Source organism: Rhizobium sp. BR 317, assembly GCF_047445835.1.
Classification (GTDB): domain Bacteria; phylum Pseudomonadota; class Alphaproteobacteria; order Rhizobiales; family Rhizobiaceae; genus Rhizobium; species Rhizobium paranaense.
Genome location: NZ_JARWLB010000018.1, coordinates 14,684 through 38,732, shown reverse-complemented (window position 1 = coordinate 38,732; position 24,049 = coordinate 14,684). Strand labels below are relative to the sequence as shown.

21 protein-coding genes, 3 pseudogenes and 1 riboswitch are annotated in these 24,049 nt (G+C 58.5%); of the genes and pseudogenes, 12 read left to right on the top strand and 12 right to left on the bottom strand.

From position 1 onward, the window contains the following. Nucleotides 1-8: 8 nt before the first annotated feature. From QD357_RS24080 to QD357_RS24065, 4 genes are all read left to right on the top strand, one after another. Nucleotides 9-1,520, top strand: coding sequence for a hydrogenase expression protein HypE (locus QD357_RS24080; protein WP_414125166.1), 1,512 nt, complete (start codon nt 9-11; stop codon nt 1,518-1,520). Between the two features lie 13 nt (nt 1,521-1,533). Continuing rightward, nucleotides 1,534-2,061, top strand: coding sequence for an NADH-quinone oxidoreductase subunit B family protein (locus tag QD357_RS24075; protein ID WP_414125165.1), 528 nt, complete (start codon nt 1,534-1,536; stop codon nt 2,059-2,061). 119 nt (nt 2,062-2,180) lie between these two features. Beyond that, the gene (locus tag QD357_RS24070) at nt 2,181-3,206 is read left to right on the top strand and encodes a DUF4365 domain-containing protein (protein WP_414125164.1); all 1,026 of its coding nucleotides are present in this window, start codon (nt 2,181-2,183) and stop codon (nt 3,204-3,206) included. Nucleotides 3,207-3,826: 620 nt separating this feature from the next. After that, complete coding sequence (locus QD357_RS24065; protein WP_414125163.1) at nt 3,827-4,264, top strand: plastocyanin/azurin family copper-binding protein; 438 nt, start codon at nt 3,827-3,829, stop codon at nt 4,262-4,264. Nucleotides 4,265-4,613: 349 nt separating this feature from the next. Here QD357_RS24065 and QD357_RS24060 read toward each other — a convergent pair whose 3' ends face one another. After that, nucleotides 4,614-4,790 (bottom strand): hypothetical protein, encoded by a 177-nt coding sequence (locus tag QD357_RS24060; protein ID WP_183940044.1) that lies wholly within the window; start codon nt 4,788-4,790, stop codon nt 4,614-4,616. On the opposite strand from QD357_RS24060, the gene QD357_RS24055 reads away from it, so the two are divergent. Together QD357_RS24055 and QD357_RS24050 are read left to right on the top strand one after the other, a co-directional pair. Further along, complete coding sequence (locus tag QD357_RS24055) at nt 4,789-5,328, top strand: CBS domain-containing protein (RefSeq protein WP_183940046.1); 540 nt, start codon at nt 4,789-4,791, stop codon at nt 5,326-5,328. The genes QD357_RS24060 and QD357_RS24055 overlap by 2 nt on opposite strands. Before the next feature lie 277 nt (nt 5,329-5,605). Then, nucleotides 5,606-6,088 (top strand): NUDIX hydrolase, encoded by a 483-nt coding sequence (locus QD357_RS24050; protein ID WP_414125162.1) that lies wholly within the window; start codon nt 5,606-5,608, stop codon nt 6,086-6,088. 288 nt (nt 6,089-6,376) lie between these two features. On the opposite strand, the gene QD357_RS24045 is transcribed toward QD357_RS24050, so the two are convergent. Beyond that, nucleotides 6,377-7,288 carry a LysR substrate-binding domain-containing protein gene (locus QD357_RS24045; RefSeq protein ID WP_414125161.1) on the bottom strand — a complete coding sequence of 304 codons (912 nt, stop codon included), beginning with the start codon at nt 7,286-7,288 and terminating at the stop codon, nt 6,377-6,379. Between the two features lie 162 nt (nt 7,289-7,450). Between QD357_RS24045 and QD357_RS24040 the strand changes: the two genes are divergently transcribed. Together QD357_RS24040 and QD357_RS24035 are read left to right on the top strand one after the other, a co-directional pair. Next, a complete protein-coding gene (locus QD357_RS24040) occupies nt 7,451-8,149 on the top strand; it encodes a type 1 glutamine amidotransferase domain-containing protein (RefSeq protein WP_414125160.1) in 699 nt (232 codons plus the stop codon). A gap of 70 nt (nt 8,150-8,219) precedes the next feature. Then, a pseudogene (locus QD357_RS24035) lies at nt 8,220-8,534 on the top strand (GlcG/HbpS family heme-binding protein); the annotation flags it as partial. Between the two features lie 192 nt (nt 8,535-8,726). On the opposite strand, the pseudogene QD357_RS24030 reads toward QD357_RS24035, so the two are convergent. The 9 genes and pseudogenes from QD357_RS24030 to QD357_RS23990 form a co-directional block, all read right to left on the bottom strand. Next, nucleotides 8,727-8,936 (bottom strand): annotated as a pseudogene (locus QD357_RS24030) (helix-turn-helix domain-containing protein); the annotation flags it as partial. Between the two features lie 253 nt (nt 8,937-9,189). After that, nucleotides 9,190-10,187, bottom strand: a pseudogene (locus tag QD357_RS24025) (putative bifunctional diguanylate cyclase/phosphodiesterase); the annotation flags it as partial. Between the two features lie 76 nt (nt 10,188-10,263). Then, a complete protein-coding gene (ribB, locus tag QD357_RS24020; protein WP_183938552.1) occupies nt 10,264-10,905 on the bottom strand; it encodes a 3,4-dihydroxy-2-butanone-4-phosphate synthase in 642 nt (213 codons plus the stop codon). 119 nt (nt 10,906-11,024) lie between these two features. Beyond that, nucleotides 11,025-11,170, bottom strand: a riboswitch (FMN riboswitch). A 107-nt stretch (nt 11,171-11,277) separates the two neighbouring features. Further along, entirely contained in the window at nt 11,278-12,060 is a 783-nt protein-coding gene (locus tag QD357_RS24015) for a glucose 1-dehydrogenase (protein WP_414125159.1), read from the bottom strand. A 101-nt stretch (nt 12,061-12,161) separates the two neighbouring features. Then, complete coding sequence (gene tpiA, locus QD357_RS24010) at nt 12,162-12,902, bottom strand: triose-phosphate isomerase (RefSeq protein WP_414125158.1); 741 nt, start codon at nt 12,900-12,902, stop codon at nt 12,162-12,164. Between the two features lie 5 nt (nt 12,903-12,907). Beyond that, nucleotides 12,908-13,696: an SDR family oxidoreductase gene (locus QD357_RS24005; protein ID WP_183938555.1), complete on the bottom strand. Its 789-nt coding sequence runs from the start codon at nt 13,694-13,696 to the stop codon at nt 12,908-12,910. 24 nt (nt 13,697-13,720) lie between these two features. Further along, a complete protein-coding gene (locus QD357_RS24000; protein WP_414125157.1) occupies nt 13,721-15,199 on the bottom strand; it encodes a sugar ABC transporter ATP-binding protein in 1,479 nt (492 codons plus the stop codon). 22 nt (nt 15,200-15,221) lie between these two features. Continuing rightward, entirely contained in the window at nt 15,222-16,151 is a 930-nt protein-coding gene (locus QD357_RS23995) for a sugar ABC transporter substrate-binding protein (protein ID WP_183938557.1), read from the bottom strand. 115 nt (nt 16,152-16,266) lie between these two features. Next, nucleotides 16,267-17,247 (bottom strand): ABC transporter permease, encoded by a 981-nt coding sequence (locus QD357_RS23990; protein ID WP_414125156.1) that lies wholly within the window; start codon nt 17,245-17,247, stop codon nt 16,267-16,269. A 223-nt stretch (nt 17,248-17,470) separates the two neighbouring features. Between QD357_RS23990 and QD357_RS23985 the strand changes: the two genes are divergently transcribed. From QD357_RS23985 to QD357_RS23970, 4 genes are all read left to right on the top strand, one after another. Then, on the top strand, nt 17,471-18,280 hold the full coding sequence (locus QD357_RS23985; protein ID WP_183938559.1) for a transketolase: 810 nt from the start codon (nt 17,471-17,473) through the stop codon (nt 18,278-18,280). Further along, nucleotides 18,280-19,236 (top strand): transketolase family protein, encoded by a 957-nt coding sequence (locus QD357_RS23980; RefSeq protein WP_414125155.1) that lies wholly within the window; start codon nt 18,280-18,282, stop codon nt 19,234-19,236. The genes QD357_RS23985 and QD357_RS23980 overlap by 1 nt, the downstream gene beginning before the upstream one ends. An 86-nt stretch (nt 19,237-19,322) precedes the next feature. Further along, on the top strand, nt 19,323-20,792 hold the full coding sequence (locus QD357_RS23975; RefSeq protein WP_414125154.1) for an FGGY family carbohydrate kinase: 1,470 nt from the start codon (nt 19,323-19,325) through the stop codon (nt 20,790-20,792). A 21-nt stretch (nt 20,793-20,813) separates the two neighbouring features. Continuing rightward, the gene (locus QD357_RS23970; RefSeq protein ID WP_183938562.1) at nt 20,814-21,773 is read left to right on the top strand and encodes a sugar-binding transcriptional regulator; all 960 of its coding nucleotides are present in this window, start codon (nt 20,814-20,816) and stop codon (nt 21,771-21,773) included. A gap of 29 nt (nt 21,774-21,802) precedes the next feature. Here the strand turns inward: QD357_RS23970 and QD357_RS23965 are convergent, their stop codons facing one another. Next, complete coding sequence (locus QD357_RS23965; RefSeq protein WP_414125153.1) at nt 21,803-23,929, bottom strand: EAL domain-containing protein; 2,127 nt, start codon at nt 23,927-23,929, stop codon at nt 21,803-21,805. Nucleotides 23,930-24,049 lie beyond the last annotated feature (120 nt).

Genomic DNA, 24,049 nt, shown 5'->3' with positions numbered 1-24,049 from the left:
GCCGGAATATGTCGATGTTGAATGATCTCATTCGAAATAGCCGCCCCATTGCGCATCACGGGCCCTGGCCGCGTGTGATCGCCGATGCTTCTACTTGGATATCGGCTGGCTCGCGACTATCCGAAGGACAATTGACGATGCTCGGCCTCTGGGGAGAGCGTAACGCCGTGCATCTGGCTTTGCTCGACGAACAAGCCGGTATGGCCGCCATCCTTAGCCTGGAGGAACTGCAGAATGGCTATCCCTCCATCGCACAATACCATCCGCCGGCACTACGCCTGGAACGAACGCTCCGCGACCTCACGGGATTGGAACCTGAGGGACTGCCGGATAACAGGCCGTGGATCGACCACGGCCGCTGGGGTCTGCGGTTCCCACTGGGAACGCGCAGTGCGCCTGCCCCTGAATTATCCTACGCCTTTCTGTATGCCGATGGAGAGAACCTACACCAGATACCAGTCGGGCCGGTGCATGCCGGCATCATCGAGCCCGGGCATTTTCGCTTCACGGCCAATGGTGAAACTGTCGTTCGACTAGAGGAACGGTTCGGCTATGTCCACAAGGGGGTCGAGGCGCTGATGGTGGGTACCGATCTGGCTCGCGGATTGCAGCTTGCCGGGCGGACGTCCGGGGACAGCACCGTCGCTTATGCCTATGCCTTTTCGCGGGCGGTGGAAGCCGCCCTCGGGATAGAGATCCCGCCGCGCGCCGTTTGGCTACGTGCGCTGATGGCCGAACTCGAGCGGCTCGCCAATCATCTCGGGGATATAGGCGCCATCTGTAATGACGCCGCCTTTGCACTGATGCTCGCCCATTGCGGCGTGCTGCGTGAACATGTCCTGCGCGCCGTTGGTGCCGCTTTCGGGCACAGGCTGATGCGCGACCGTATCGTACCTGGCGGCGTTGCCGCTGACCTTGATGGCAACGGACAAGCCGGCTTGCGGGTACTGCATGCCGAGCTCAGCCGGAAATTCCCCGCTCTGGTGGAACTTTACGACAATACCGCCTCGCTTCAAGACCGGACGGTCGGCGCGGGCACGGTGCATAACGGGCTTGCCGGGCAATATGGTGCAGGCGGTTATGTCGGGCGGGCGGCCGGCCGCAGCTTCGACGCCCGGCGTAACCTTGCCTATCCGCCCTATGACGAACTGATCTTCGATATGCCGCTGCTTAGCGACGGCGACGTAAACGCCCGGGTATGGATACGCGTTCGTGAAATCGAGCACAGCCTGTCGCTMGTCGAACAAATTCTCGACCGGCTGCCGGACGGCCCCGTTCTCTCGGATGTTCCGCTTGTCAATGAAATTCGAGAGGGTGTGGCTCTTGTGGAAGGATTCCGCGGCGATGTCCTGGCATGGCTACGTCTCACATCCGAGGGAAGGATCGAACGCTGCCATCTGCGCGATCCCTCCTGGTTTCAGTGGCCGCTGCTGGAGGCCGCCATCAAAGACAATATCGTCGCCGACTTTCCGCTCTGCAACAAGTCATTCAACTGCTCATATTCGGGGCACGATCTATAAGGGCAAATAAGCTATGCGCAGGCTCCTGTTCGAAAGCTTGATACTGCCGCCTTTGACGGAGCCTGCACCGGTCAGTGCCGATGCAGCAGCTAAAGAGCTCGCGGCTGCTGTTGACGATAAGGCGCGCCGTAGGCTCGGTCGTAGTCTGGCGATCCGCGCCATCGACGCCGGATCCTGCAATGGTTGCGAACTCGAAATGCATGCTCTGAGTAATGCTTTCTATGATATCGAACGGTTTGGCATCCGTTTCGTGGCCTCGCCTCGTCATGCCGACGTGCTCATCGTCACTGGCCCCGTGACGAAGAACATGGCAGAAGCCCTCGAACGGACATATGATGCTACGCCAGATCCCAAATGGGTCGTTGCGCTGGGTGACTGCGCGCGTAGTGGCGGCTGCTTTGCCGGAAGTTACGCCGTGGTCGGTGGGGTTTCGAAGATCGTGCCCGTCGACTTGCACATTTCGGGCTGTCCCCCATCACCAACGGATATCCTCAAAGGCTTGCTGGCACTGCTAGATCATGTAAGCGAACGGGCAGGTTAGAGCATTTCGAGGAAAAGTGCGTAGCGGTTTTCCGCCCGGAATTGCGTGAAAACAAAGAGATAGAGCAGTCTAGCGATTCCGTAGGGCGCTGAACTGCTTTAGTTTGACGGCAGGGTTCGATGACTGGACGTCTGCAGGCAGTTATTCTTGCAATCGTTGCCGCTGTGACGGCAATGTATCGCCTCTTCGTAACAGCCGGTCCGGAAGAGCTGTCGCGAAGACGCCAGCGCGTCATGAGTCTCAGCGCTTTTCATGCAGATCCTGCTATTTGCGCAGCGATCGATGCTGTCGAGCAAGTGTTTATCCAAGACTTTAAATGGTCTTTCCGCCGGCTCTCATATCCCCAAGAGAGTGGCATTGATGCTCGCGCCGAGATTCTCGACAATGGATGGTCGACCGGTMGCTTTCTACCGATGCGGATCTGGCCGGCGCCGTCAGAAAAGGACGACAGCGGCAACTACCTTCACCAACTCGAAAGGCGCTCTGTAGACTACTGGGCATCGCATTGCCTGTCGGTTTGTGTGTTCCTTTTCGACCCGGATCGCCATTGTGTTCTGTGGCAATGGGTCAACTCGGAATCGTGCAGCAAATCCGGGGAAGAATGGTTGCTGGCCGTTCCATCATCCAACATCTTGGATGGATCGGCGAGATTGAGTTTCGAGGAAGGCATTTCACTGGATTCGGAACTGTTGTTGCGGTCGGCATTTGCGCTCGATCGCTTTTTGATGGAGAGGATTGGCCATCAGACTGCGATATTCATATGGGACGAATGGGGGGATTTTTCCCCAATCTTCTGCAATTTGCGCGTTTTTCTAGCCAACAGCGAGCCGGAGATGCAGGTTGATTATCGTATTCGCGCCCGCAGTCTTCATGAGCTGATGACCCAACTCTTTCCGTGGGCGCGTTATTCTTATGCCGAGCCAATCAAGGAATATTCTGGCGAGGTGGCGGTACATGTGCTGGAGATTGAGGTTCGACCGGAAGCCCTGGCTTATCTGCGAGCGGAAGAATTTCTGGAGGTAGGCTACCCAGAAGAACAAGCCCCCCCATCGCCGGAGTCTGAAGGTTATATAACAGCCGAAGAGGAGGCAGCATTTTGGCGGGGTAGGGGAGTGTCGCGTGGGTCCGATGAACGAGATAATTGAATGAAGTGCGATGAAGGGCCAGAACGACTGAACCATCATTTCAGACCGTTTGCTGGAAAGAGCCAAACAAACCCCTTGCTCAGCTAACCCTTTTGCTGCCATCTCCCGTGACCTATCGCATTTAAGGGCCGCGCGGCGATCTTCCATTTCCTCAAGATTACCGGTGTCAGGCCTTGGCCCTTGGGATGAACTTCGATATCCCTTCCATCAGATATCCAAGTCTTGGGAAGAGCAAAATGGCCATACCCCATTCCGAACGGATTCCCGCGAGGGTGCGGCTTTGCCCCCCGTGACTAAACGAGGAGCTGGGCGAAGCGAATGGCATCGCCATTGTCTATCCATGCACGGCTCAGTTCATCTCCCGACAGCCTCGGAATGCTGGCACTCGTCGGAGAAGACATTCATGTGCTGAAACAAGCCAACCATCAAAGCGAAGCGGAAAAGCAGACGCAGAAACCGCGACAGCGGCAGTAGTGTCTCGCCAATTAAAGGCCGTGGCGTGTGGCTAAAAATAACCGCGGTGCGTGGATCTTGACGCAAATCAATTCGCGTCTTCGTAGGGCAAGTATGCTTGTTGTTACTTTGGCACTTGATGTGCAGAGCATGAAGGGGAGGATATCATGATCAGATCATCATTGATTGCGCCCGTTGTTACTACGATCTTTCTTAACCTTGCGATTCCGGCTTACGCCTCTGGCCTGACCGTCGTTAAGGCGGAGCTGTGGAACAAACCAGATGGTTCGCAAGGCGTCACATTAAGCACTGATCACGTCCAAGCGGGCAAAGTTCAGTTCCAGGTAAAGAACGTGTCCACCGACGAAGATCATGAACTTCTCCTCGTGAAGACAGATCTTGCCCCAGCGGATTTTCCGATTGATGCAAGCGGCACGCGCGTCGATGAAGACAAGTTCAAGGGCCTCAAAGAACTCGGCGATGTTCATCCGGGCAAGTCGCGCAGTACCACCTTGATCCTCAAACCCGGCAAGTACGAGCTGTTCTGCAATGAACAGGGGCACTTCAGTGCGGGAATGCACATTGCTTTCACGGTTGAACCTTAGGCTGCTGATACAGGCGCAGTGCTCCGCGGGGGCTTAACCTGATTGCTCCGGTGTGGCAATAGCGTAGCCGGACCTGTATGGTTCTGGCTTCGAATTCGACGTCGCGTTCGAATCCGTCCTCAATCCGCCTCCTGACGTCAGTGGCACTCACGCAGGGGGCGATTTTGATTCCAGTTCTCACGCCAACGCCGCCTTAAAGGTTTCTGACGGCCTTCTAGGCCATCATCTTTGTGGTATTGCCACTCTACCGAAATGTTAAGACCATTGGATTGAAGTTCCCGCTGCGCGCAGGAACGTAGCTGTGCCAGAGAAAATTTCGTGCGACGCAACGCAACCCTTTTGATCCCGATCAAGGCAGGCTCGACGCCGTTCCTTCATGATCGAGGCAATCCAGCAACCGGCAAAGGTCTTTGCCGAAGTCTTGGTGATGACGGATGAGACCCACTGTGCTGCGATTGTGATGGAGTGAACTGCGGTTCAGTTCACTCCGCACGCGTCGCAGCACCACCATATCGGAGACCACCATGCTTATTCGTTTCCTTATGACTTCTCCGGTGACCACGGTGGCTCCTTCTACTCCGCTCATCGATGCAGCAAAACTTATGCTCGAAAGACGGGTGGGCGGCCTTCCAGTGTTGGACGATCATGGCCGGCTTGTGGGGATTATTACCGAGAGCGACTTCCTCAGATGGGGTGAACCCGGCACCGAGAAGGCGAGGTCGCGATGGCTTTCCTTCTTTGTGAACGTAGGCAAGATGGCGGAAGAATATGTGCGCTCGCACGGGCGCAAGGTCGAGGAAGTCATGTCCTCGCCCGTCGAGACGGTCTCGCCGGACACCGACTCCGTGGCTGCCGCGTCGATCATGGAGAAGCACGCCATCAAGCGGCTACCTGTCGTCGCCGACGAAAAAGTCGTCGGCATTGTCTCCCGGTCGGATTTCATGCGGGCCTTGGCAAACGCGATGTCCGAGGTCGCTTTGGCCCCGGACGACGACGCTCGTATCGAATCGGCGATTGTCGATGAGATCGCAGCGCAGCGATGGAGCGGAAACATCCTCGACTAGCGTGATCGTCATGAACGGCGTGGCGGAACTGACAGGAACCATTTTCGACGATCGCGAGTACGCCGCTGCACGTGCTGCTGTTGGAGACGTTGCCGGTGTGAGAAATAAATGAAGTCGCGCCGGGATGGAGGGAGGAGCCGCCAATCGAAAATGAAGATGCCGTGCCGTGCCGTAGCGTGCGAGGCATTTGCCATTTGACATCAGACGGCGAAGGAATGCGATTTTCGTTCCCCCTAATGCTTGAGGCACATTCGTCAAAAACACGGTGGAAGCGACGATGACAATCGAACTCGTCCGTAGCTGGACGCGGAATGATCACTTGGAGTTGGCAACGCCCGCACGGCAGATCGCGCAGGCTGGCGCCATCTGTTTGCGACCGCGTGGTGAGTTCGGAGAGACCGAAGTTCTCCTGATCTCCAGCCGCAGCCACGGTGGCTGGGGTATCCCGAAAAGACATATCGAACCGGGCGAGACGTCATTTGAGGCGGCCCAAAGAGAGGCTTTCGAGGAAGCCGGCGTCATTGGCGAAGTGACGAAACAGAGGATTGGATCGTTCTCCTACCACAAGGACAAGGAAGGGCGTCTCTTAAGATATGCAGTCGCCGTACATCTTCTGTCCGTCCACGATACGGCTATCGACTATCCCGAGAAGAATTCCCGTGAGGTGAAGTGGGTGCCGATAACAACCGCCGGACCGGAATTGGCCTATAGCGGGCTCCGGGAAGTCTTCGACAAGGTGATCTCTCCGGTCTGCCCTTGAGCCTGCGATCTGGATCATTACCACTTTGCATGGGCGTCAGTTACGTCTTACGGAACCGTGTCATCAGCTCATACGTCAGTAAAATGAAGATCAGAAGGCGTGCTTTCGTCGCTGATTCATCAGCGACGGAATTCGGCCCCTATGCCATCGGTTCCATTATCCTGGGTGACCATGACAACTTTCAAACGATAGGATTTTGGCCGGCTTCACCACATAACAACGGTTGGAACGGGTCTCCACAGACGGCACAGTGCCCTCCTAGACGGACGCGATTACGAGCAATCGATTTTAAGTCTCTTTTGCGGTCATTTCTCTTGCCAATTCGCCGATCATCGAACGTAACCACCTGTGGGCTGGGTCGTGGCGATAGCGAAGGTGCCAGGCCATCTGCACCGGGAAAGTACCGAGATCGACGGGCGGCGGTAGTACCTTGAGGCGCGGATCCCGCTCGAGGCTCCTACAAATCAGGCGCGGTAGCGTCGCGCAGTAATCTGTTACGACGAGCATCTCGGGCACGGCAAGGAAGTGCGTCACGGACACGGCGACCTCTCGCTTGAGGTTTTGCTGCCCCAATACCTGGAAGAGGCCCGCGCGCAGCCGGCCCGGTGGCAGTACGTTCACGTGCTTGAGGCTCTCAAACTGTTCCCGGGATATATGGTCTCCAATCTCGGGATGATTTCTGCGCACCACGCAGGCAAGCCCATCGTCCATAAGGTGTTGGACGACGAGGTTATCAGGCGGATCTACGATCCGGCCAAGTACCATGGCGGTGGTACCGGAAACGATGCCGGTTTCGGCGAGATCGTTGCCAAATGGCGTCATGCGGAGCTTGATGCCGGGCGCTAGCTCGAGCATTCTCGCTGCAAGCGCCGGCATCAAAACGAGTTCCGCATAGCTGTTGGGGGCAATCGTGAACAGGCGTTCGGCCTCCGCTGGCCGAAACTCCTGCTGGTTAAAAACKAGATCGTCTAGTTGTGCCAGCGCCGCTTCGATTGTCGGAGCGATCTCCTCGGCCAGTTGCGTTGGCTTGATACCGTACCGTTCCCGGATGAACAGCGGATCGCGTAAGGTCTCGCGCAGGCGATTGAGGGAATTGGACAGCGCAGGCTGGGTAATGCCCAGTCGCGCGGCAGCTCGAGTCACGCTCCGCTCCTCCATCAGAGCCAAGAAAACCGGGAGCAGGTTCAGATCGTATCTCATTAAGATATAATCTCATATGAATATCTAAAATCAAGGAAGTAAATTTCCGAAATATGTAGGCATCTGCCATTGTCACCACATCGAAAGGCCATTGCGGCTGACCGAACTCCAATTCAACCGGCTGCGAGGCTTGATCGCGCCATCTGACGGAAGGATCCGACAATGAAAGTCCTTATGGTTCTCACTTCTCACGACATGCTCGGCGACACCGGCAGGAAGACCGGCTTCTGGCTCGAAGAGCTGGCAGCGCCCTACTATGTCTTCAAGGATGCCGGTGCCGAAATCACCCTCGCCTCACCGAAAGGCGGTCAGCCGCCGCTCGACCCAAAGAGCGACGAGCCGATGTTCCAGACCGACCTGACGCGGCGCTTCAGCGCCGATGAGGCAGCCAAGGCGCAACTTGCGGAGACTGTGCACCTGGAGAGCGTCGATCAGAGGGACTTCGATACGGTCTTCTATCCCGGCGGCCACGGCCCGTTGTGGGATCTGGCTGAAGATCCGCATTCGATCAGGCTGATCGAATCCTTTGTCGGGGCCGGCAAGCCGATCGCCCTCGTTTGCCACGCGCCGGGCGTCCTGCGTCACGTGACCAATCCCGACGGTACCCCCTTCGTTCAGGGACGCTCCGTCACCGGCTTCACCAATTCCGAGGAAGAGGCTGTGGGTCTCACAAAGGTCGTGCCGTTCCTTGTCGAAGACGAGCTGGTCGGTCTCGGCGCGGTCTTTTCCAAGGTCAAGGACTGKAGCGTGCACACAGTGGTCGATGGCCAGCTCATCACCGGTCAGAACCCGGCCTCATCGAGCAAGGCAGCAGAAGCACTGATCGCAGCTCTGGACCAGATGAATACTAGGGCCGCCTGAACGCGCTGAAATATCGTGATCTGCCGACGGCCAGTGCGTCGACAGATCGCCTTCAGAAACCGGAGTTTTTATGTCCACCACGATTCCAGCGATGCTGCTGTCGGGTGCGCGACAGATGATCGAAAGGTGCATCGCGGCCGCCGGCGCCCTGGAAGTTGCCTGCTCAATCGCCATCGTCGAAGCGTCTGGGCACCTGCTCTCCTTTGTTCGCCAGGAAGGGGCCATGGTAGGGTCAGCCGAGCTCGCCATCGACAAGGCCTTTGCCGCTCACATTTTCAACAACCGGACCGAGGCGCTCGGTGCACTGGCCCAACCTGGCGCCGAACTCTACGGCATTCAGCATTCGTATGGTGGAAGGATCGTGGTCTTCGGCGGTGGCATTCCCATCCGGTTTGAAGGACGAACCATCGGTGCCATTGGCGGGAGTGGCGGAACTGTCGCTGAAGGCCCCCAGACGGGCAATCGTCCAGTTGGGCCGGTCGGCGACCGGCGCTTCGAGCAGCGGCGCAACAACGCGCAGCGCCGCCTCGGTCTTCACCGGCGCCGAGCCGGGCGCGATGGTCGACTTCAACGCCTCGACGCCGCCGCCCATGAAATCGCTGCGCCACAGCTGAACCGTATCTTCGCGCACACCAAAGGCTTCCGCAATGCGCGGGCTGGTCCAGCCCGAAAGCGTCAACAAGCTCGCCCGAGCCCGATCCGCTTCACCGCGCTCGCGCGAACGGGCCAGCCTTTCCAACGCCGCGCGCTGCTTCTCATCCGCCGCCACCAGAGACTTGCCCACCATCTGCCATCACGACAAATCAACCCAAACACCGAATCACAAATACCATCCGTTGGTCAACCCAGCGGAATCTGCTTAGACATTCTAGTCGGGCAATCAGCTGGTCCAGCGACCTGCCGCCGCCAGCGGCGGCGCCAATGACGAGTTGCCTTGATGCAAGGCCTGCCTAGCGTCAGCGGGAGACCCCCCGGCTTTGCCAAGCAAAGCCCGGGGGTATTTACCACTGCTCGGCTTCTAGCCGCCTGGTCTAGCCGGATCAGAGTTGGCCGTTTATGAGTTTGGAGACCTCGGATGCCGGCAGCGGCCGCGAAAAGATATAGCCCTGAACCTCATGGRATCCTTCCGCATTGACGATCGCAAGCTGATCCTCCGTCTCGATGCCCTCGATTGTTGTCGTTATGCCCAAACTCTCACCAAGGCCGGCGACGGCTCTGACGATTGCGAGCGATTCCTTTCCRKGCGGCAGGTCGCGGACAAAGGCTTGATCCACCTTGATCTTGTCGAAGGGAAAGCTTCTGAGATAGCCGAGCGACGAATAGCCTGTTCCGAAATCGTCCATGGCGATTTTCACTCCAAGGCCACGCAGCTCCTGGAGCACGTGGAGATTGTGTTCGCTCTCGTCMARCARGACCGATTCCGTTATCTCCACTTGCAAACGTGCCGGAGCGAGGCCGGAAGCAGATAGGGCATCGGCCACCGTCTTAACAAGGTTCCGATGCTTGAATTGGACGGGCGATAGGTTGACGGCTATGCTGACATGCTCGGGCCATCGAGCAGCCTGGCGGCAGGCTTGAGCGAGAATCCACTCGCCCATCGGCACGATCAGCCCGGTTTCCTCGGCAATGGGAATGAACTCYGACGGGGAAATCATGCCTCTTTCGGGACTGCGCCACCGCAAAAGCGCTTCGCAGCCTGTTACACGGCGCGATCGTAAGTTAATTAGCGGCTGGTAATGCAGCTCGAATTCGTTCCTCTCCAGCGCACCTCGGAGCGCAATCTTGATCTGCTGGTGCGCTTGCAGTTGAGCATGCATCGCCACATTAAAGCGTCTGTAAGTGCCCCGGCCGCTCGACTTCGCGCTATAAAGAGCGATATCCGCCGCTTTCATTAATCGATTATTCGTTGAGCGAGATGGCAGGCCCCATCTTCATCCATTGCGGCAGGGAGTATGATAGCGAATTCGTCACCCCCCAGTCGCGCAACGATGTCTGTAGCCCTCACGCTCTGAACCAACCGGGCGGATACCTGCCGCAGTTCTTCACGGCCGACTCATTCTACGACAAGAATTTTTTGCAACAAAACGCGCCATGTCGGCATCTATTTTGAGCGATTAGGCGGCCGACATTTCCGGTGTCGCAAGATCGCGCTGATCAGTCAGGTAGGTGATCAGATCTTCGATTGTCACCAGGAGAAGACCGTGACGTTCGGCGAACTTCTCAAGATCCGGAAGGCGCGCCATGGTGCCGTCGTCATTGGCGACTTCGCAGATCACCCCAGATCCGGAGTAGCCTGCAAGCCTTGCGAGATCGACGGCAGCCTCGGTATGGCCGGGGCGTCCAAGCACGCCCGCCGGGTGCGCACGCAGCGGAAAAATGTGGCCCGGGCGGGCAAGGTCGTCAGGCTGGGTGCCCTGCGTAACAAGGGCGCGAACCGTCGCCGCACGATCGGCTGCAGAAATCCCTGTCGTCGTTTCCGGAATGTAGTCCACGGACACCGTGAAGGCGGTCTTCAGAACCTCGGTATTGCGCGGAACCATGAGGGGAATGTCGAGCTCATCCAGCCTTTCACCCTCCATCGCCACGCAGATCAGTCCGCGCGCATAATTCATCATGAAGGCAATTGCCGCAGGCGTGATGGCATCAGACGCAATCACGAGGTCGCCCTCGTTTTCCCGATCCTGATCATCAACGACAACAACGATCTCACCACGCGAAATCGCCGCGATTGCATCTTCGATTTTAGAAATTGCCATGCACTTTGCCTTTCAAGGGTTAGCCGCTTTTGCGGCATCCAAGACTTCTTTCGAAGTCACTGTTTATCCCTTGGGCGAACAAGCCTGCGGACACACCACGACACTTGTGGTGCTCGCACGGTTGCTCTCTTCCATCCGGACTTTAACCGTCGGCCCCGGCCTCTCACCGGGTCTGCTGACCCTCCGCGATTTGCAGAGGCGCTCGCGGGCTCCGAGTTTCCTCGATACCGCCGGTGGGGAGTTTCACCCCGCCCTGAGAACGCGGATAAGATAGGCGATCGATATGGCTTCCTGCAAGAGGGCAGTTTCCCTCTCACTGTCTTTTATGCGACACAGCCGGTGAACAGCTTGGTTTCTCTTAGCCGACCGCGGTCAGGACATGATGAGACCGCCATCGACATTGATCGTCTGCCCCGTGATGTAGGCAGCATCATCGCTCGCGAGAAAGGTGACGAGGCCGGCGACGTCTTCGCCTGAACCGGCGCGCTTCATCGGAATGCCTTCGACCCATTCTTTCATCAACTCGCCCGKACCGTAATTGCCGAGGAGCTTACCCCAGGCCTGATCATTATAGGCCCACATGTCGGTCTCGATGATGCCGGGGCAGAAGGCATTGACGGTTATGTTTTCAGTGGCGACTTCCTTTGCGAGGCTCTGCGTGATCCCGACCACGCCCATCTTCGAGGCGGCATAGTGCGGCGTATAGATAAAGCCGTCTCGCGCCTGTCCCGATGCGGTATTGATGATGCGTCCGCCGCGACAATGCTTGCGCATGCGCAGGATCGCTTCCTGCGCGCACAGGAAAACACCCTTGGTGTTGACGGCCATGACCTTGTCCCACTCGCCTTCGGTCATGTCTTCAATCCGCGCGATCGTAATGACGCCGGCATTCTGGATCGAGACGTCGACAGAACCGAAGGCATCTTCCGCCGCGTCGTAAAGGGCCTTCACACTTGCTTTATCCGTGACGTCACCGACGAAGGAGATCGCTTTGCCGCCGTCCTTCTTGATCTGCTCGGCGACGGAGTGCACCGGTTCCTCATTGGCGGAAACGACGAGATTCGCGCCCTCTCTCGCAAAGCGTCTTGCGATGGCGGCACCAATGCCCCGGCTGCCTCCGGTGATGACGACGGTCTTGTTTTCGAAGCGGTTCATTCGGATGTCTCCCGGTCAATCGCCGTGCTTCCCGCGAACGGCGCTTATCAAAGTAAACTTCAAGGCCCTGTCGGAGGCCGAACAAGCGATCGGTCTCGCCTTCAAGGAACCGCGCGAAGTATTGCCGCGAAATCCGACGCCTTGAGGGAGGCTCCCCCGACAAGCGCGCCGTCTACGCCGGCAATGGCAAAGAGCGAGGCCGCGTTCGATGGCTTCACGGAGCCGCCGTAAAGGAGCCGTATCTCATGGCCTTCCGCGCCAAAACGCTTGATCACGGCGCCGCGCAAAGCGGCGTGAACTTCGGCAATCTCGGCCTCCGTCGGAACGCGGCCGGTTCCAATTGCCCATACGGGCTCGTAGGCGATGACGGTGTTGGCAGCACAGGCGTCGTCCGGAACAGATGCCGAAAGCTGACCTTCGACCACCGTGAGCGTCTTTCCGTCGGCCCTCTCATCCTCCGTTTCGCCAACGCAGATGATGGCCGTCAGTCCGGCGCGATAGGCGGCCGCCGCTTTTGCGGCGACGAGAGCACTGGTCTCGCCATGGTCCGCCCGACGCTCGGAATGGCCGAGGATCACAGAGGTTGCTCCGAGATCGGCCAACATGTCCGCGGCAATGTCGCCGGTATGGGCGCCCGCTGACGAAACGTGGCAATCCTGGCCGCCGATCCGTAGTTTTGAACCTCTCGCTATCGACGCAGCGCGATCGATAAGGGTGGCAGGCGGGCATATGATTGCTTCGGCTTTAGCGTCATCGGCTGCCACCGCGATGGCGGCAATCTCGTTCAAATCCGAGAGCAACCCGTTCATTTTCCAGTTTCCGGCGATCAGCTTGTGAGGCATCGTCATCACCAGCAGCAGAAGCCGCCGTCGACCAGCAAGTCGACACCCGTGACAAAGCTTGCCGCCTCCGAAAGCAGAAATACGGCCGGACCAACCATCTCATCGACCGTCGCCATGCGCTGCATCGGGGTCTGCTCTTCAAACAGCTTCGTCTGGTGGACCATCTCCGGCCGGGTGTTCATCGGTGTCGCGGTATAGCCCGGGGAGATTGTGTTGACGCGAATGCCGCGGCCGACCCATTCCATTGCCAGCGACTTCGACATGTGGATGACGCCGGCCTTGGAGGCGTTGTAGTGGCACTGGCTGAGACCGCGATTGACGATCACGCCCGACATGGACGCGATATTGACGATTGATCCCTTGCCCCTCTTGAGCATCGAGCGTGCTTCGGCCTGGCAGGACAGGAAGACGCCCTTGAGGTTGATGTCCATCAGCGTCTGATATTGCTCTTCTTCCATCTCCTCGGCTGGGTTGGCGTTCGCAATGCCTGCTGCGTTAAGTGCGAGGGAGAGGGGACCAAGTTCGACATCCGCCCTTTCCACCGCGTCGGCAAGCGCTGCCTTGTTGGTCACGTCAGCGGCGATCTGGATCGAGCGGCGTCCCGCCTTGCGGACGAATTCGGCGGTCTGCGACAGGCCGTCATCGTTGCGGCGGTCGAGCAACGCAACATCCGCGCCGCATTGAGCCAGGCCAATAGCGATGCGCTGGCCGATACCGCTGCCGGCGCCGGTCACGAAGGCAACTTGGCCGGAGAGATCGAAAAGCTTGGGAGCATTCAGAGTGATGTCAGGCATCGCTCTTCCTTTCTTGATGTCATTTTAGATTGTAGCCAATTCCATGACGGAAACGTCGTTTGCCTGCTCGCGCTCCAGGATCCCGGCCTGTCTTCCTTGCGCAAGCACCAGGATGCGGTTTGATACGCCGAGGACCTCTTCCAGATCGGAGCTGACCACGATGACGGCCACGCCCCTGTTCGCAAGACCGACAATAATGTCGTAGATGCCGGCGCGGGCGCCGACATCGATGCCTCGGGTCGGTTCATCGAGCACGACCACTTTGGGATCGCGCATCAGCCATTTTGCGATGACGATCTTCTGCTGGTTGCCGCCGGAGAGATCGGAGGCCAATTGCTCAGCACGGCCCTTGATACCAAATGTCGAAATGGCTCTTTTTGCGAAATCCCGTTTCATGGCAGACGTAATCCAGCGGCCTCCGAACTGATCGAGGTTTGGATAAACGAGGTTTTCAGCGATGCGGTGGCTGACGACCAATCCCTGCAGCTTACGGTCTTCCGGCACCATAACGATGCCTCTCGCCACGGCGTCGGCCGGGCTGCGTAGTTTCAGCGGCACGCCGTTGAGGCGCACTGCACCGGACCTTATCGGATCAGCTCCGGAGATGGCGCGCACCAGTTCGGTTCGCCCCGCACCGACCAGGCCGGCTATACCCAGAATTTCTCCGGCCCTGACCTCGAAACTGATATCGCGGAACGAATCGTCCACCGAGGTCAGCGCTTCGACCTGCAACACCGGACGATCCTGCGGCCCCGGCAATGTCGGGAACATTCTATCGAGCGAACGGCCGACMATGCTTTCAACGATGGTGCGGACAGGGGTCGAGCTATCGGCAAATTCCTGAACACGTTCGCCGTCGCGAAGAACGACAATGCGGTCGGTGATCTGCTTGATCTCTTCCATCCGGTGCGAAATGTAGATGATCCCGACGCCTTCGGAGCGCAATTTCCTGACCTGCTCGAAAAGCGCCTCGGTTTCCGCACCGCCGAGTGCGGCCGTTGGCTCGTCGAGGATTAGCAGCTTCGCATCGAGCGCCAGGGCCTTGGCAATTTCAATAAGCTGCTGGTTGGCGGTCGACAGTCCCGCCACCTTGCGCGTTGCAGGAATATGCAGGTTCAGGCGCGAGAGCTGTTCTTGAGCGCGTTTGACCATTTGTGCCCGGTCGACGACGCCATTCTTCATCGGCCATCGGCCGATGAAGACATTTTCGGCGATCGTCAGCTCGGGAAGCAGTTGTAGCTCCTGGTGGATCAGGACCACGCCTTTGTCGATCGCCTCTCTCGGATTGGCAGGGGCGTAAGGTTGCCCCTGCCATGTCATGGAACCTTCGGAAGGCGTGCGCGATCCGGCGATGATACCCGACAGGGTCGATTTGCCCGCGCCGTTTTCGCCGAGCAAGGCGACGACCTCGCCCGGAAAGACATCGAGACTGACGTTCTTCAGGACTTCCAGAGGGCCGTAGCGCTTGGAAATACCCCTGAGTGTGAGCACCGGATCAGTCATCGCACCGCTCCCTTGGTTATGCTTACGGATGGTTGGCGATAAAGCCGGCCACGTTATCCTTTGTGGTCAGAGTCGCATCCATAAGCTGGACCGGGGGCGCTTTCTCGCCGGCGACGATCTTTACAGCATTGGCAACGGCATCGCGGCCCATTTTCTGGGTCTGCTGCGTCGCGGTCACGTCGAAGACGCCGTTCTTCAACGCTTCCAGAGCTGCGGTGTCGCCGTCGAAGCCACCAAGAGCAATTTTCTGCGAGGGGTTTGCGACCTTGATGGCCTGTGCCGCGCCGAGCGCGAGCGCGTCGGCCTGTGCGAAGACGATCGAAACGTCCGGATTGGCTTGCAACATGTTCTGCATGATCTGGAAGCCTTCATCCTGGCTCCAGATGTTCGACCACTGCTCCGAGACGATCTTCACGCCCGGATTTGCCTTGACGGCGTCCATGCAACCCTTCGTGCGATCGACTTCCGGCGTCGTGCCCTTCTGGCCATGGATGATCACCATGTTGCCCTTACCGCCGGCCTTCTCGATGATGTATTTGCAGACGGCGTTTGCCGATGCAACGGAATCAGTCGCCAGGAAGGTATCGCCGGGTGCACCGTCGGCGTTGCGGTCGACGTTGATGACCGGCACGTTCGACTGATGGGCGAGCTTCACCGGAATGGTTGCGGCTGCGGCACCGGCGGGAATGTAGATCAGTGCATCGATGTTCTGCGTGAGAAGATCTTGGACCTGGTTCACCTGGGTCGGACCGTCGCCCTTCGCGTCAACGGTGATGACTTCGATGCCGCGAGTCTTGGCTTCCGCTTCGACAGCCTGCTTGATCTGGTTGAAGAAGTTTGCCTGAAGATTGGCGACCGCCAGGCCGAGTTTCTTGACTTCCTTGGCCTGAACCGAGCCCAGCGACAGTGCGAGTATGGCTGCCGTGGTCAAGAGAGTACGGGAAAGTTTCATGAGTTCCTCCTTTGGTTTCAATCCGCCCTTGGAAACGTCCTCCGCCCTCGGGCTTTCACAATCCCCGCCCGCGTGACGGAAGGGGAATTCTGGCTGTCGGCCTTGGCGGCCTGTCTTATGCCTTCCTCCGGCGCAGTGTTTCAGCGCCCACCGCAAGAACGATGACGACACCGATGATCACTTGCTGCAGGAATGGGGAGACGTTGAGCAGGTTCAGGCCGTTGCGCAAAACGCCGATGATGAGCACGCCGATCAGTGTTCCGCCGATGCCGCCGGCGCCGCCCGACAGAGATGTTCCGCCAATGACGACGGCCGCAATGGTGTCGAGTTCATAGCCAAAGCCGCTTGAAGGCTGGACGGCATCCAGGCGCGCAGCAAGGACGATCCCGGCAACGCCCGCCAGGATGGCGCAGACGACATAGACGCCGATCGTGACCACCGGCACATTGATACCGGCCAGGCGCGCGACCTCGGGATTGCCGCCGACCGCATACAACATGCGTCCTTCGGAACGGTATTTGAGAAAGAGCCAGGAGACGATGACGATCGCCAGCATCAGGAAGACCGTCGCGGTCAGGACGCMGAAATGACGATCGATCGCCAGCATGGTGAACCAGTCGGGAAAGCCGACGATCTGCTGGCCGTCCGTAATCATATTGGCAATGCCACGGGCGACCGACATCATCGCAAGGGTGGCAATGAAGGCGGGCACCCGGAAACTCGTCACCATCACGCCAACAATCAGGCCGCTGAGCGCTGACGCCAGAAGCGCCAGCGGGATCGCGACGGCCATCGGCAAGCCGGCAACGTTTGCGACCCAGCCCATGACCATCATCGACAGCGCAAGAACCGAGCCGACGGAAAGATCGATGCCGCCGATCAGAATGACGAAGGTCATACCCACGGACATGACGCCGAGCACGGTAATCTGATCGAGGATGTTAAGGGCATTGCGCACGGAAAGAAACCGATCCGTCGCAACGCTCAGGAAAACGCAGAGTATCAGCAAGCCGATCAGCGGGCCTGTGGCCCCGCTGAGCCATGCAATTGAGGTTCGCGGCTGCTGGCTTTGTTCGTCGACGCCCAATGCTGACATGGCTCCTCCACCCCTATGCTTGCTTTAGGTGATTTTCCTTCAAGCGTGCATATTTATGCATTCATGTTGGAAAATTCATTATCAACTCATATTTGGCCTGTCAAGCACTCAAAAAGGCGCATAGCTTTCTGGTCAATGAGGCGCAATCAATAAATGGGCTTGACTGAATGGCCAATTGTGCAAGAATATCTGTGAGTGAATATTTATGCAACGAGGGAGCATCATGCAAGTTAAGGAACTTGAGCGCGTCGCGCGCCAGATACGCCTGCGCGACCTGCAAGCGGTCTATGACGCAGGTGCGGGACATATTGGCGGTGAGATGTCGGCGATCGACATCCTGACGGCTCTCTATTTTCGCGTTCTGAAGATCTATCCCAGCGAACCGAAGCGGCCCGATCGTGATCGGTTCATTCTGTCGAAAGGCCATACCGCCTGCGCGCTATACGTCACCCTGGCCAAGCGCGGGTTCATTTCGGAGGAGGAGATTTCGACATTTCTGCAGCCGCATTCACGGCTCAACGGCCATCCCAATTGCAACAAGGTGCCGGGCGTCGAAACCAACACCGGTCCCTTGGGGCACGGACTGCCTGTCGCCGTCGGCGTTGCGAAGGCCGGAAAGCTGACCGGCGCCGGCTATCATACCTATGTCATGACTGGGGACGGCGAGATGCAGGAGGGATCGAACTGGGAGGCCATCATGGCCGCATCGCAGTTCAATCTGGACAATCTGACCCTGATCGTCGATCACAATCGTTTCCAGCAGGGCGCGGCACTCGCTGATACCAATAATGTCGCCCCGCTAAGGCCGAAGCTCGAAGCATTCGGCTGGGAAGTCAGCGAAATCAACGGCAATGAAATGGCGCAAATCGTTCCCGCGCTGGAGCATCGCAGCACGCGTCCGCACTGTATCGTCGCCCACACGAACAAGGGGCATGGCATTTCCTTCATGCAGGACCGGGTGGATTGGCATCACAAGGTGCCGAACAAGGAACAATACGAACAGGCTGTCGCAGAACTGTCGGAGGCGCTCTAATGGACACGTCCAACTCGAACTCCAATCTCTACGACTGCCGTGACGCTTTTGCTGCAACTTTGGAGGCGCTGGCCGCCGGCGAGCAGACGATTATTGCGGTCTGTAACGATTCCGTCGGCTCATCCAAGCTCGGCGGCTTCAAATCCAAATTTCCGGAACGACTGGTCAATGTCGGCATTGCCGAGCAAAACATGGTCGGCGTCGGAGCAGGGCTCGCAAACGGCGGACAGATCCCATTTGTCTGTGGAGCCGCATGCTTCCTGACGGGCCGCGCACTGGAGCAGATCAAGGCCGACATTTCCTATTCGAATGCGAACGTCAAACTGATCGGCATTTCCTCCGGCATGGCCTATGGCGAACTCGGCCCGACACATCATTCCATCGAGGATTTTGCATGGACGCGCGTCCTGCCGAACCTTCCGGTCATCGCGCCATGCGATCGCATCGAAACAGCCGCTGCCGTGAAATGGGCGGCAAGCTATGCCGGACCCTGCTTCCTGCGCCTATCGCGCGTCGGCGTTCCAGACCTGCTGCCGAACGATCACAAGTTCGAACTTGGCAAAGCCAACGTGTTGCGCGAGGGAGGGGATGTGACCCTGATTGCCAACGGCACGCTGACGCATCGCATCGTCAAGGCCGCTGAAATCCTCGCAAGCCAGGGGATCGACGCGCGTGTTCTCAATATGGCAACCGTGCGGCCGATCGATGAGCAGGCTATCATTGCCGCCGCAAAAGAAACCGGTGCAATCGTGACGGCCGAGGAGCATTCGATTTATGGCGGCCTCGGCTCGGCGGTCGCCGAAGTGGTCGTCGACCACGCGCCTGTTCCGATGAAGCGCCTGGGCGTTCCTGGTATCTTTGCTCCGACGGGCTCGGCGGAATTCCTTCTGGATGAGTTCGGAATGGCGCCGGACGCCATTGCCCTGGCGGCTTCGACGCTTCTCAAGAGGAAGTGACCTGACGCTTGCGGCGTGCTTGCCGGGGCATGGTGCAAGATGCCCCGGTTCATTCTTGCCCGGACCATTCTTGGAGGAAACATTTTATGCGAGCCATCCTGGCAATCGATCAGGGCACGACGAATTCCAAGGCCATTCTAGTCTCGGAAAAGGGCGAGCTGATTTCTCGCGGTGCCGCCCCCGTCGGGATCAGCTATCCCCAACCAGGCTGGGTCGAGCAGGATCCAAATCGCCTCTGGCAATCGGTATGCGAGGCGGTTCGCGCTTGCATCGAAGCTGCGCCGGCAAAGGTTGTGATCGAAGCGGTTGCGATTTCCAATCAGCGGGAATCGGTCACGATGTGGGATGGCGATACCGGCGAGGCGCTCAGCCCCGTCGTGAGCTGGCAGTGCCGCCGCACGGCCGCCGATTGCGAAAGATTGATCGGGCTCGGGCATGCGCAGCGGGTTGAGGAGACTACCGGTCTGCCGATCGATCCGATGTTTCCCGGCTCGAAGATGAAATGGTTGCTGGATCGCGCGCCGGCCGGGCGGACTGTGCGGATCGGCACTGTGGATAGCTGGCTTGTTCACTGCCTGACGGGTGGCCGGAAGCACGTCTCCGATGCATCGAACGCCGCTCGCAGCCAGCTCTTCGATCTCAAAGCCCAGCGTTGGAGCGCAGAGCTTTGTGCATTGTTCGGCGTAGACAAAAACCTGCTACCCGAAGTTCTCGACAGCGCAGGGCAATTCGGAACGACCGCGGGTCTTCCGGGCGTACCCGATGGAACGCCCATTTGTGCCGCCATCGGCGATAGCCATGCCGCTCTCTTCGGGCATGGCGCCCATAAGGCTGGGGACGGCAAAGTGACGTTCGGCACCGGCTCGTCGGTCATGACGACGTTGCCGCACTTTATCGCACCACAACATGGGATCACGACGACCGTTGCTTGGCGCATCGCTGGAACCCCGACCTTCGCGTTCGAGGGCAACATCCTCGTCTCAGCGGCAAGCCTGCCGTGGATGACGGAAATTCTCGGTCTTCCCGACGTCACCGCACTTGTCGATCTGGCTGTGACGGCCGAGCCAGGCGGTCCCGGTTTCGTTCCCGCCTTTGTCGGTCTAGGCGCCCCCCATTGGAATTCGAACGCCCGGGCGCTGTTTTCGCAAATCAACTTCAGCACCACGCGGGCGCAGTTGGCGAGAGCCGTCACCGACTCCATCGCGCTTCAGGTGCATGATGTTGTCCGTGCGATGCAGAAGCAGAATGGCGGCAGCATCGGCTCCCTTTATGTGGACGGAGGACCCAGTCAGAACAGGTTTCTCATGCAGTGTGTCGCTGATCTCTTAGGGCATGCCGTCATCCAATGCGCCGCTCCCGAGGCGTCCGCTCTGGGTGCAGCCTATCTTGCCGGCCTGTCGTTGGGCATGTGGGCAGATCTTGACGCTATCGGCCGCCTTCCTCGGCAGAGCGCAATCATCGAGCCGCAGGCTAATGACAACGCCGAAAGGCTTAAAAAGTGGAATGATGCGATTGCACGCTCGACGTTCGAACCGGCGCCCGCTATTGGTGAATAAAAATTCACCGACGGAACAATCATGGGACGGATCAACGAGCTTCGCCTGATTTCTCGTGTAGCGCAGATGTATCACATCGAGCACAAGAGGCAGGCCGATATTGCCCAGCACCTGAGATTGTCGCAGGCGACCGTCTCGCGAATGCTGAAGCGTGCGGAAGCCGAAGACATTGTGCGGACCACGGTGATCCCGCCCGTCGGGACCTATACCGAACTCGAAACGGCGCTCCGGGAACGCTTCAATCTTCCCGAAGCGATCGTCGTGGAATGTTCCGAAGACCGTGAAGGTGCCATCATGGCGCGGATTGGCGAAGCGGCCGCCCACCTTCTCGAAGTCACCCTTTCCGAGGGTGAAATTATCGGCGTTTCAAGCTGGAGCCAGACGATTTTCAAGATGGTGGAGAATATCCACCCGCAAAAAAGCGCCCAGGCAAAATATATCGTCCAGACTCTCGGCGGCATGGGCGATCCTTCCGTTCAGACCCATGCGACGCAGCTAACCACAAGGCTGGCCCGCCTGACCGGTGCCGAACCGAAACTCCTTCCGGTCCAGGGTGTGACAAGTTCGCGGGAAGCCAAGCTACTCATGATGGCCGATCCGTTCGTGCGGGAAACCATCGAGCTTTTCGGCGCGATCAGCGTCGCAATCGTCGGTATCGGCGCGGTCGAACCGTCAGAGCTTCTGGCCAGATCCGGCAATATCTTTTCGTCGCGCGAACTGGCGGACCTCGCCGATGCAGGAGCGGTCGGCGATATCTCCCTGCGTTTCTTCGATGGTAAAGGCAGGCCGGTCAAAACGCCGCTTGACGAGAGGGTGATCGGTATTTCCCTCGACGAGCTTGCCAAGGTCGAGCGGGTGATTGCGCTTGCGGGAGGCGAAAAGAAGACCGCGGCAATCGCCGGCGCGCTGTGCATAGGTGTGATTGATACCTTGGTCACCGACAAATTCACCGCCCAGCGGCTGATAGAGCAGCCGGCATAGGCCTGCTCGATCAGCTCCACGGCTGTAACTTACGCCGCTGAGCTATGTTGACGGAGCTTCTCGCCAATCTCACCGGACGACATCGGCTTGCCGACCAGATAGCCTTGCAACTGGTMGCAGCCGGAGGCACGCAGTATTTCCGCCTGGCGGGGGTTCTCGATCCCTTCGGCGGTCACCGGAATTTCAAGGGCCGTTGCCAAAGCGACCGTGGCACGCAGAATATCGATCCCGTTGGCGTTCTCTTCGAGGCCCAATACCAGCGACCGGTCGATCTTCATGCGATCGAACCCAAACTGCCGCAAGGCGCCGATGCTTGCGTAGCCGCAGCCAAAGTCATCAAGCGCGAATTTGATGCCGATGCGCCTGAGCATATCGATCGAACGGCGTGCCTGGTCCGGATTGGTCATCAGGACCCCTTCGGTTATTTCCAGCATCAAGCGGGTTGGATCGAAAGCGGATTCCTCGAGGACTGCCATGACTTGCGCGGCAAAGTCCGGATTGCAGAGCTGGACGGGCGAGACGTTGACCGAAAGCGCCATGTCCGGCCAGTGCTTCGCATGATGGATCGACGCCCGCAGCATATGAACGCCCAATGCATCGATAAGACCAGACTTCTCGGCAAGCGGAATAAAAACTTCCGGGCTGATACTTCCACTCGCGCTCCGCCAGCGTGCCAGAGCTTCAAGACCGATGATGGCACCTGTGGATGCCGACACCAGGGGCTGGAAAACCGGTTGGATCGTACCGTTGTTGATGGCACTTCTCAGCTCGCTTTCCAGTTCGCCGATACGCTGGCGCTCGCGATCCAGCTCGAGATCATAGGTAACGGCCTGGCCCTTGCCATTTTCTTTGGCGCGGTAAAGAGCCATGTCGGCTCTGCGAAGTAGCTCAAGGGGCGCGATATTGCCGACGCGATGCGCTACGCCAATGCTCGTCCCCACCTCGATCGTTCGTCCGCCAATCTTGAAGGGATTGAGAAAAAGTTTGAGGATGGATTCCTCGATATCGCTATGTGGAGCAGAGCCGAATTGCACCAATGCGAACTCGTCACCACCTAGTCTTGCCGAGGCCTGGATCTCGGGATGACAGCCTCGCAGTGCCTTTGCGACGATTCGGATCAATTGGTCTCCGACCGCATGTCCCCACGCATCGTTGACGGCCTTGAAACCGTCGAGATCGATCATATAGAGCGATACCGCGGAGTTGGTGCCATCCAATCGATCCAGCAGCTCAAGAACGCCGTGTCTATTGAGCAGGCCGCTCAAACTGTCATGACTTGCTTCGAATTTGGCCGCTTCCGTCAAACGGCGCAGACGCCCGGCCTCGGACGCACCTGCAAGCAAGACGGCCGCCAAGAAGAGGACGAGGATGCTGGCTGCGGCCGCCACATACGGGCGGACCCCATCAAAAATGGCATTTCCCGGGGCTTTGCTTGGCCAGACGAGATAGCCGATGATCACACCGCTCATATCCTTGATCGGCGTATTCAGCTCGTCCGGTTCAGGCGCCCCTTGGAGCCGCAGGCCGTCGAGCTCATGCTCATCCGAGAGCGCATCGACGACTTCCGGCGTCAACTCCTTGAAAAAGGTCAAAACGCTAAGCTTCGGGAGCCCGCCGCTCGCGTCGAAAGGTTGGATTGCTTGTGATGCCACAAGCAGGATTCCCGTCTTGGTCTTGAAGAAATTGAGCAGGGGTGCCGGCTGCGGGTTTACGGCAGCTTCAATCTGGTGGTCGAAGGCCTCTCCGAAATAGTCGCGCGGCTGAAACGGCTTGCCCTTCAAATAGGCGGAAACTGCTTTGCCATCGGGGCCCGTGACGACGGCACCATCATAGAGGGAATAATCCGCGCTGGTCTTGCCCCAGTTATCATAAGCCCAATCAGCGGCGGCAGGTGTGCCGATGGCCTTATAGGCATCATCCCAGACTGCATTGTCCTTGATTGTGGCGCCCAGCTTGGCCATGAACGAAACGACCGCGGCATGGGCGGCGCGGTCTGCCCGCGCATCGTCGATTTCGTTCGCCGACCGCGTCATCGTCGCAACCACATGGAACACGAGGCCGGTCAATACCAACGCAACGGCGATAAAGCACACCGTTATCGCGATCACGGAAGATGTTTGGGCACGGAAGTGGCGGGGCGTCAAATCGGGGGACATAAAGGGATACGCAAACTAGGATTGACGGATCATTGCCTTGGGGGACGGCAGGAGACATCATGTCCGCTATGCGCTGCCTTTCAATTTTAAGGCCCGAAATCGTAAACCATTATTAACGGC

Bases quoted from the DNA above. Each gene is read 5' to 3' on its own strand.
- QD357_RS24005 (WP_183938555.1), bottom strand. From the start codon at position 13,696: ATGCCTGACATCACTCTGAATGCTCCCAAGCTTTTCGATCTCTCCGGC.
- ribB (WP_183938552.1), bottom strand. From the start codon at position 10,905: ATGGCAATTTCTAAAATCGAAGATGCAATCGCGGCGATTTCGCGTGGT.
- QD357_RS24055 (WP_183940046.1), top strand. From the start codon at position 4,789: ATGCTTATTCGTTTCCTTATGACTTCTCCGGTGACCACGGTGGCTCCT.
- QD357_RS23980 (WP_414125155.1), top strand. From the start codon at position 18,280: ATGGACACGTCCAACTCGAACTCCAATCTCTACGACTGCCGTGACGCT.
- QD357_RS23970 (WP_183938562.1), top strand. From the start codon at position 20,814: ATGGGACGGATCAACGAGCTTCGCCTGATTTCTCGTGTAGCGCAGATG.
- QD357_RS24075 (WP_414125165.1), top strand. From the start codon at position 1,534: ATGCGCAGGCTCCTGTTCGAAAGCTTGATACTGCCGCCTTTGACGGAG.
- QD357_RS23985 (WP_183938559.1), top strand. From the start codon at position 17,471: ATGCAAGTTAAGGAACTTGAGCGCGTCGCGCGCCAGATACGCCTGCGC.
- QD357_RS24065 (WP_414125163.1), top strand. From the start codon at position 3,827: ATGATCAGATCATCATTGATTGCGCCCGTTGTTACTACGATCTTTCTT.
- QD357_RS23975 (WP_414125154.1), top strand. From the start codon at position 19,323: ATGCGAGCCATCCTGGCAATCGATCAGGGCACGACGAATTCCAAGGCC.
- QD357_RS24060 (WP_183940044.1), bottom strand. From the start codon at position 4,790: ATGGTGGTCTCCGATATGGTGGTGCTGCGACGCGTGCGGAGTGAACTG.
- QD357_RS24050 (WP_414125162.1), top strand. From the start codon at position 5,606: ATGACAATCGAACTCGTCCGTAGCTGGACGCGGAATGATCACTTGGAG.
- tpiA (WP_414125158.1), bottom strand. From the start codon at position 12,902: ATGCCTCACAAGCTGATCGCCGGAAACTGGAAAATGAACGGGTTGCTC.
- QD357_RS23995 (WP_183938557.1), bottom strand. From the start codon at position 16,151: ATGAAACTTTCCCGTACTCTCTTGACCACGGCAGCCATACTCGCACTG.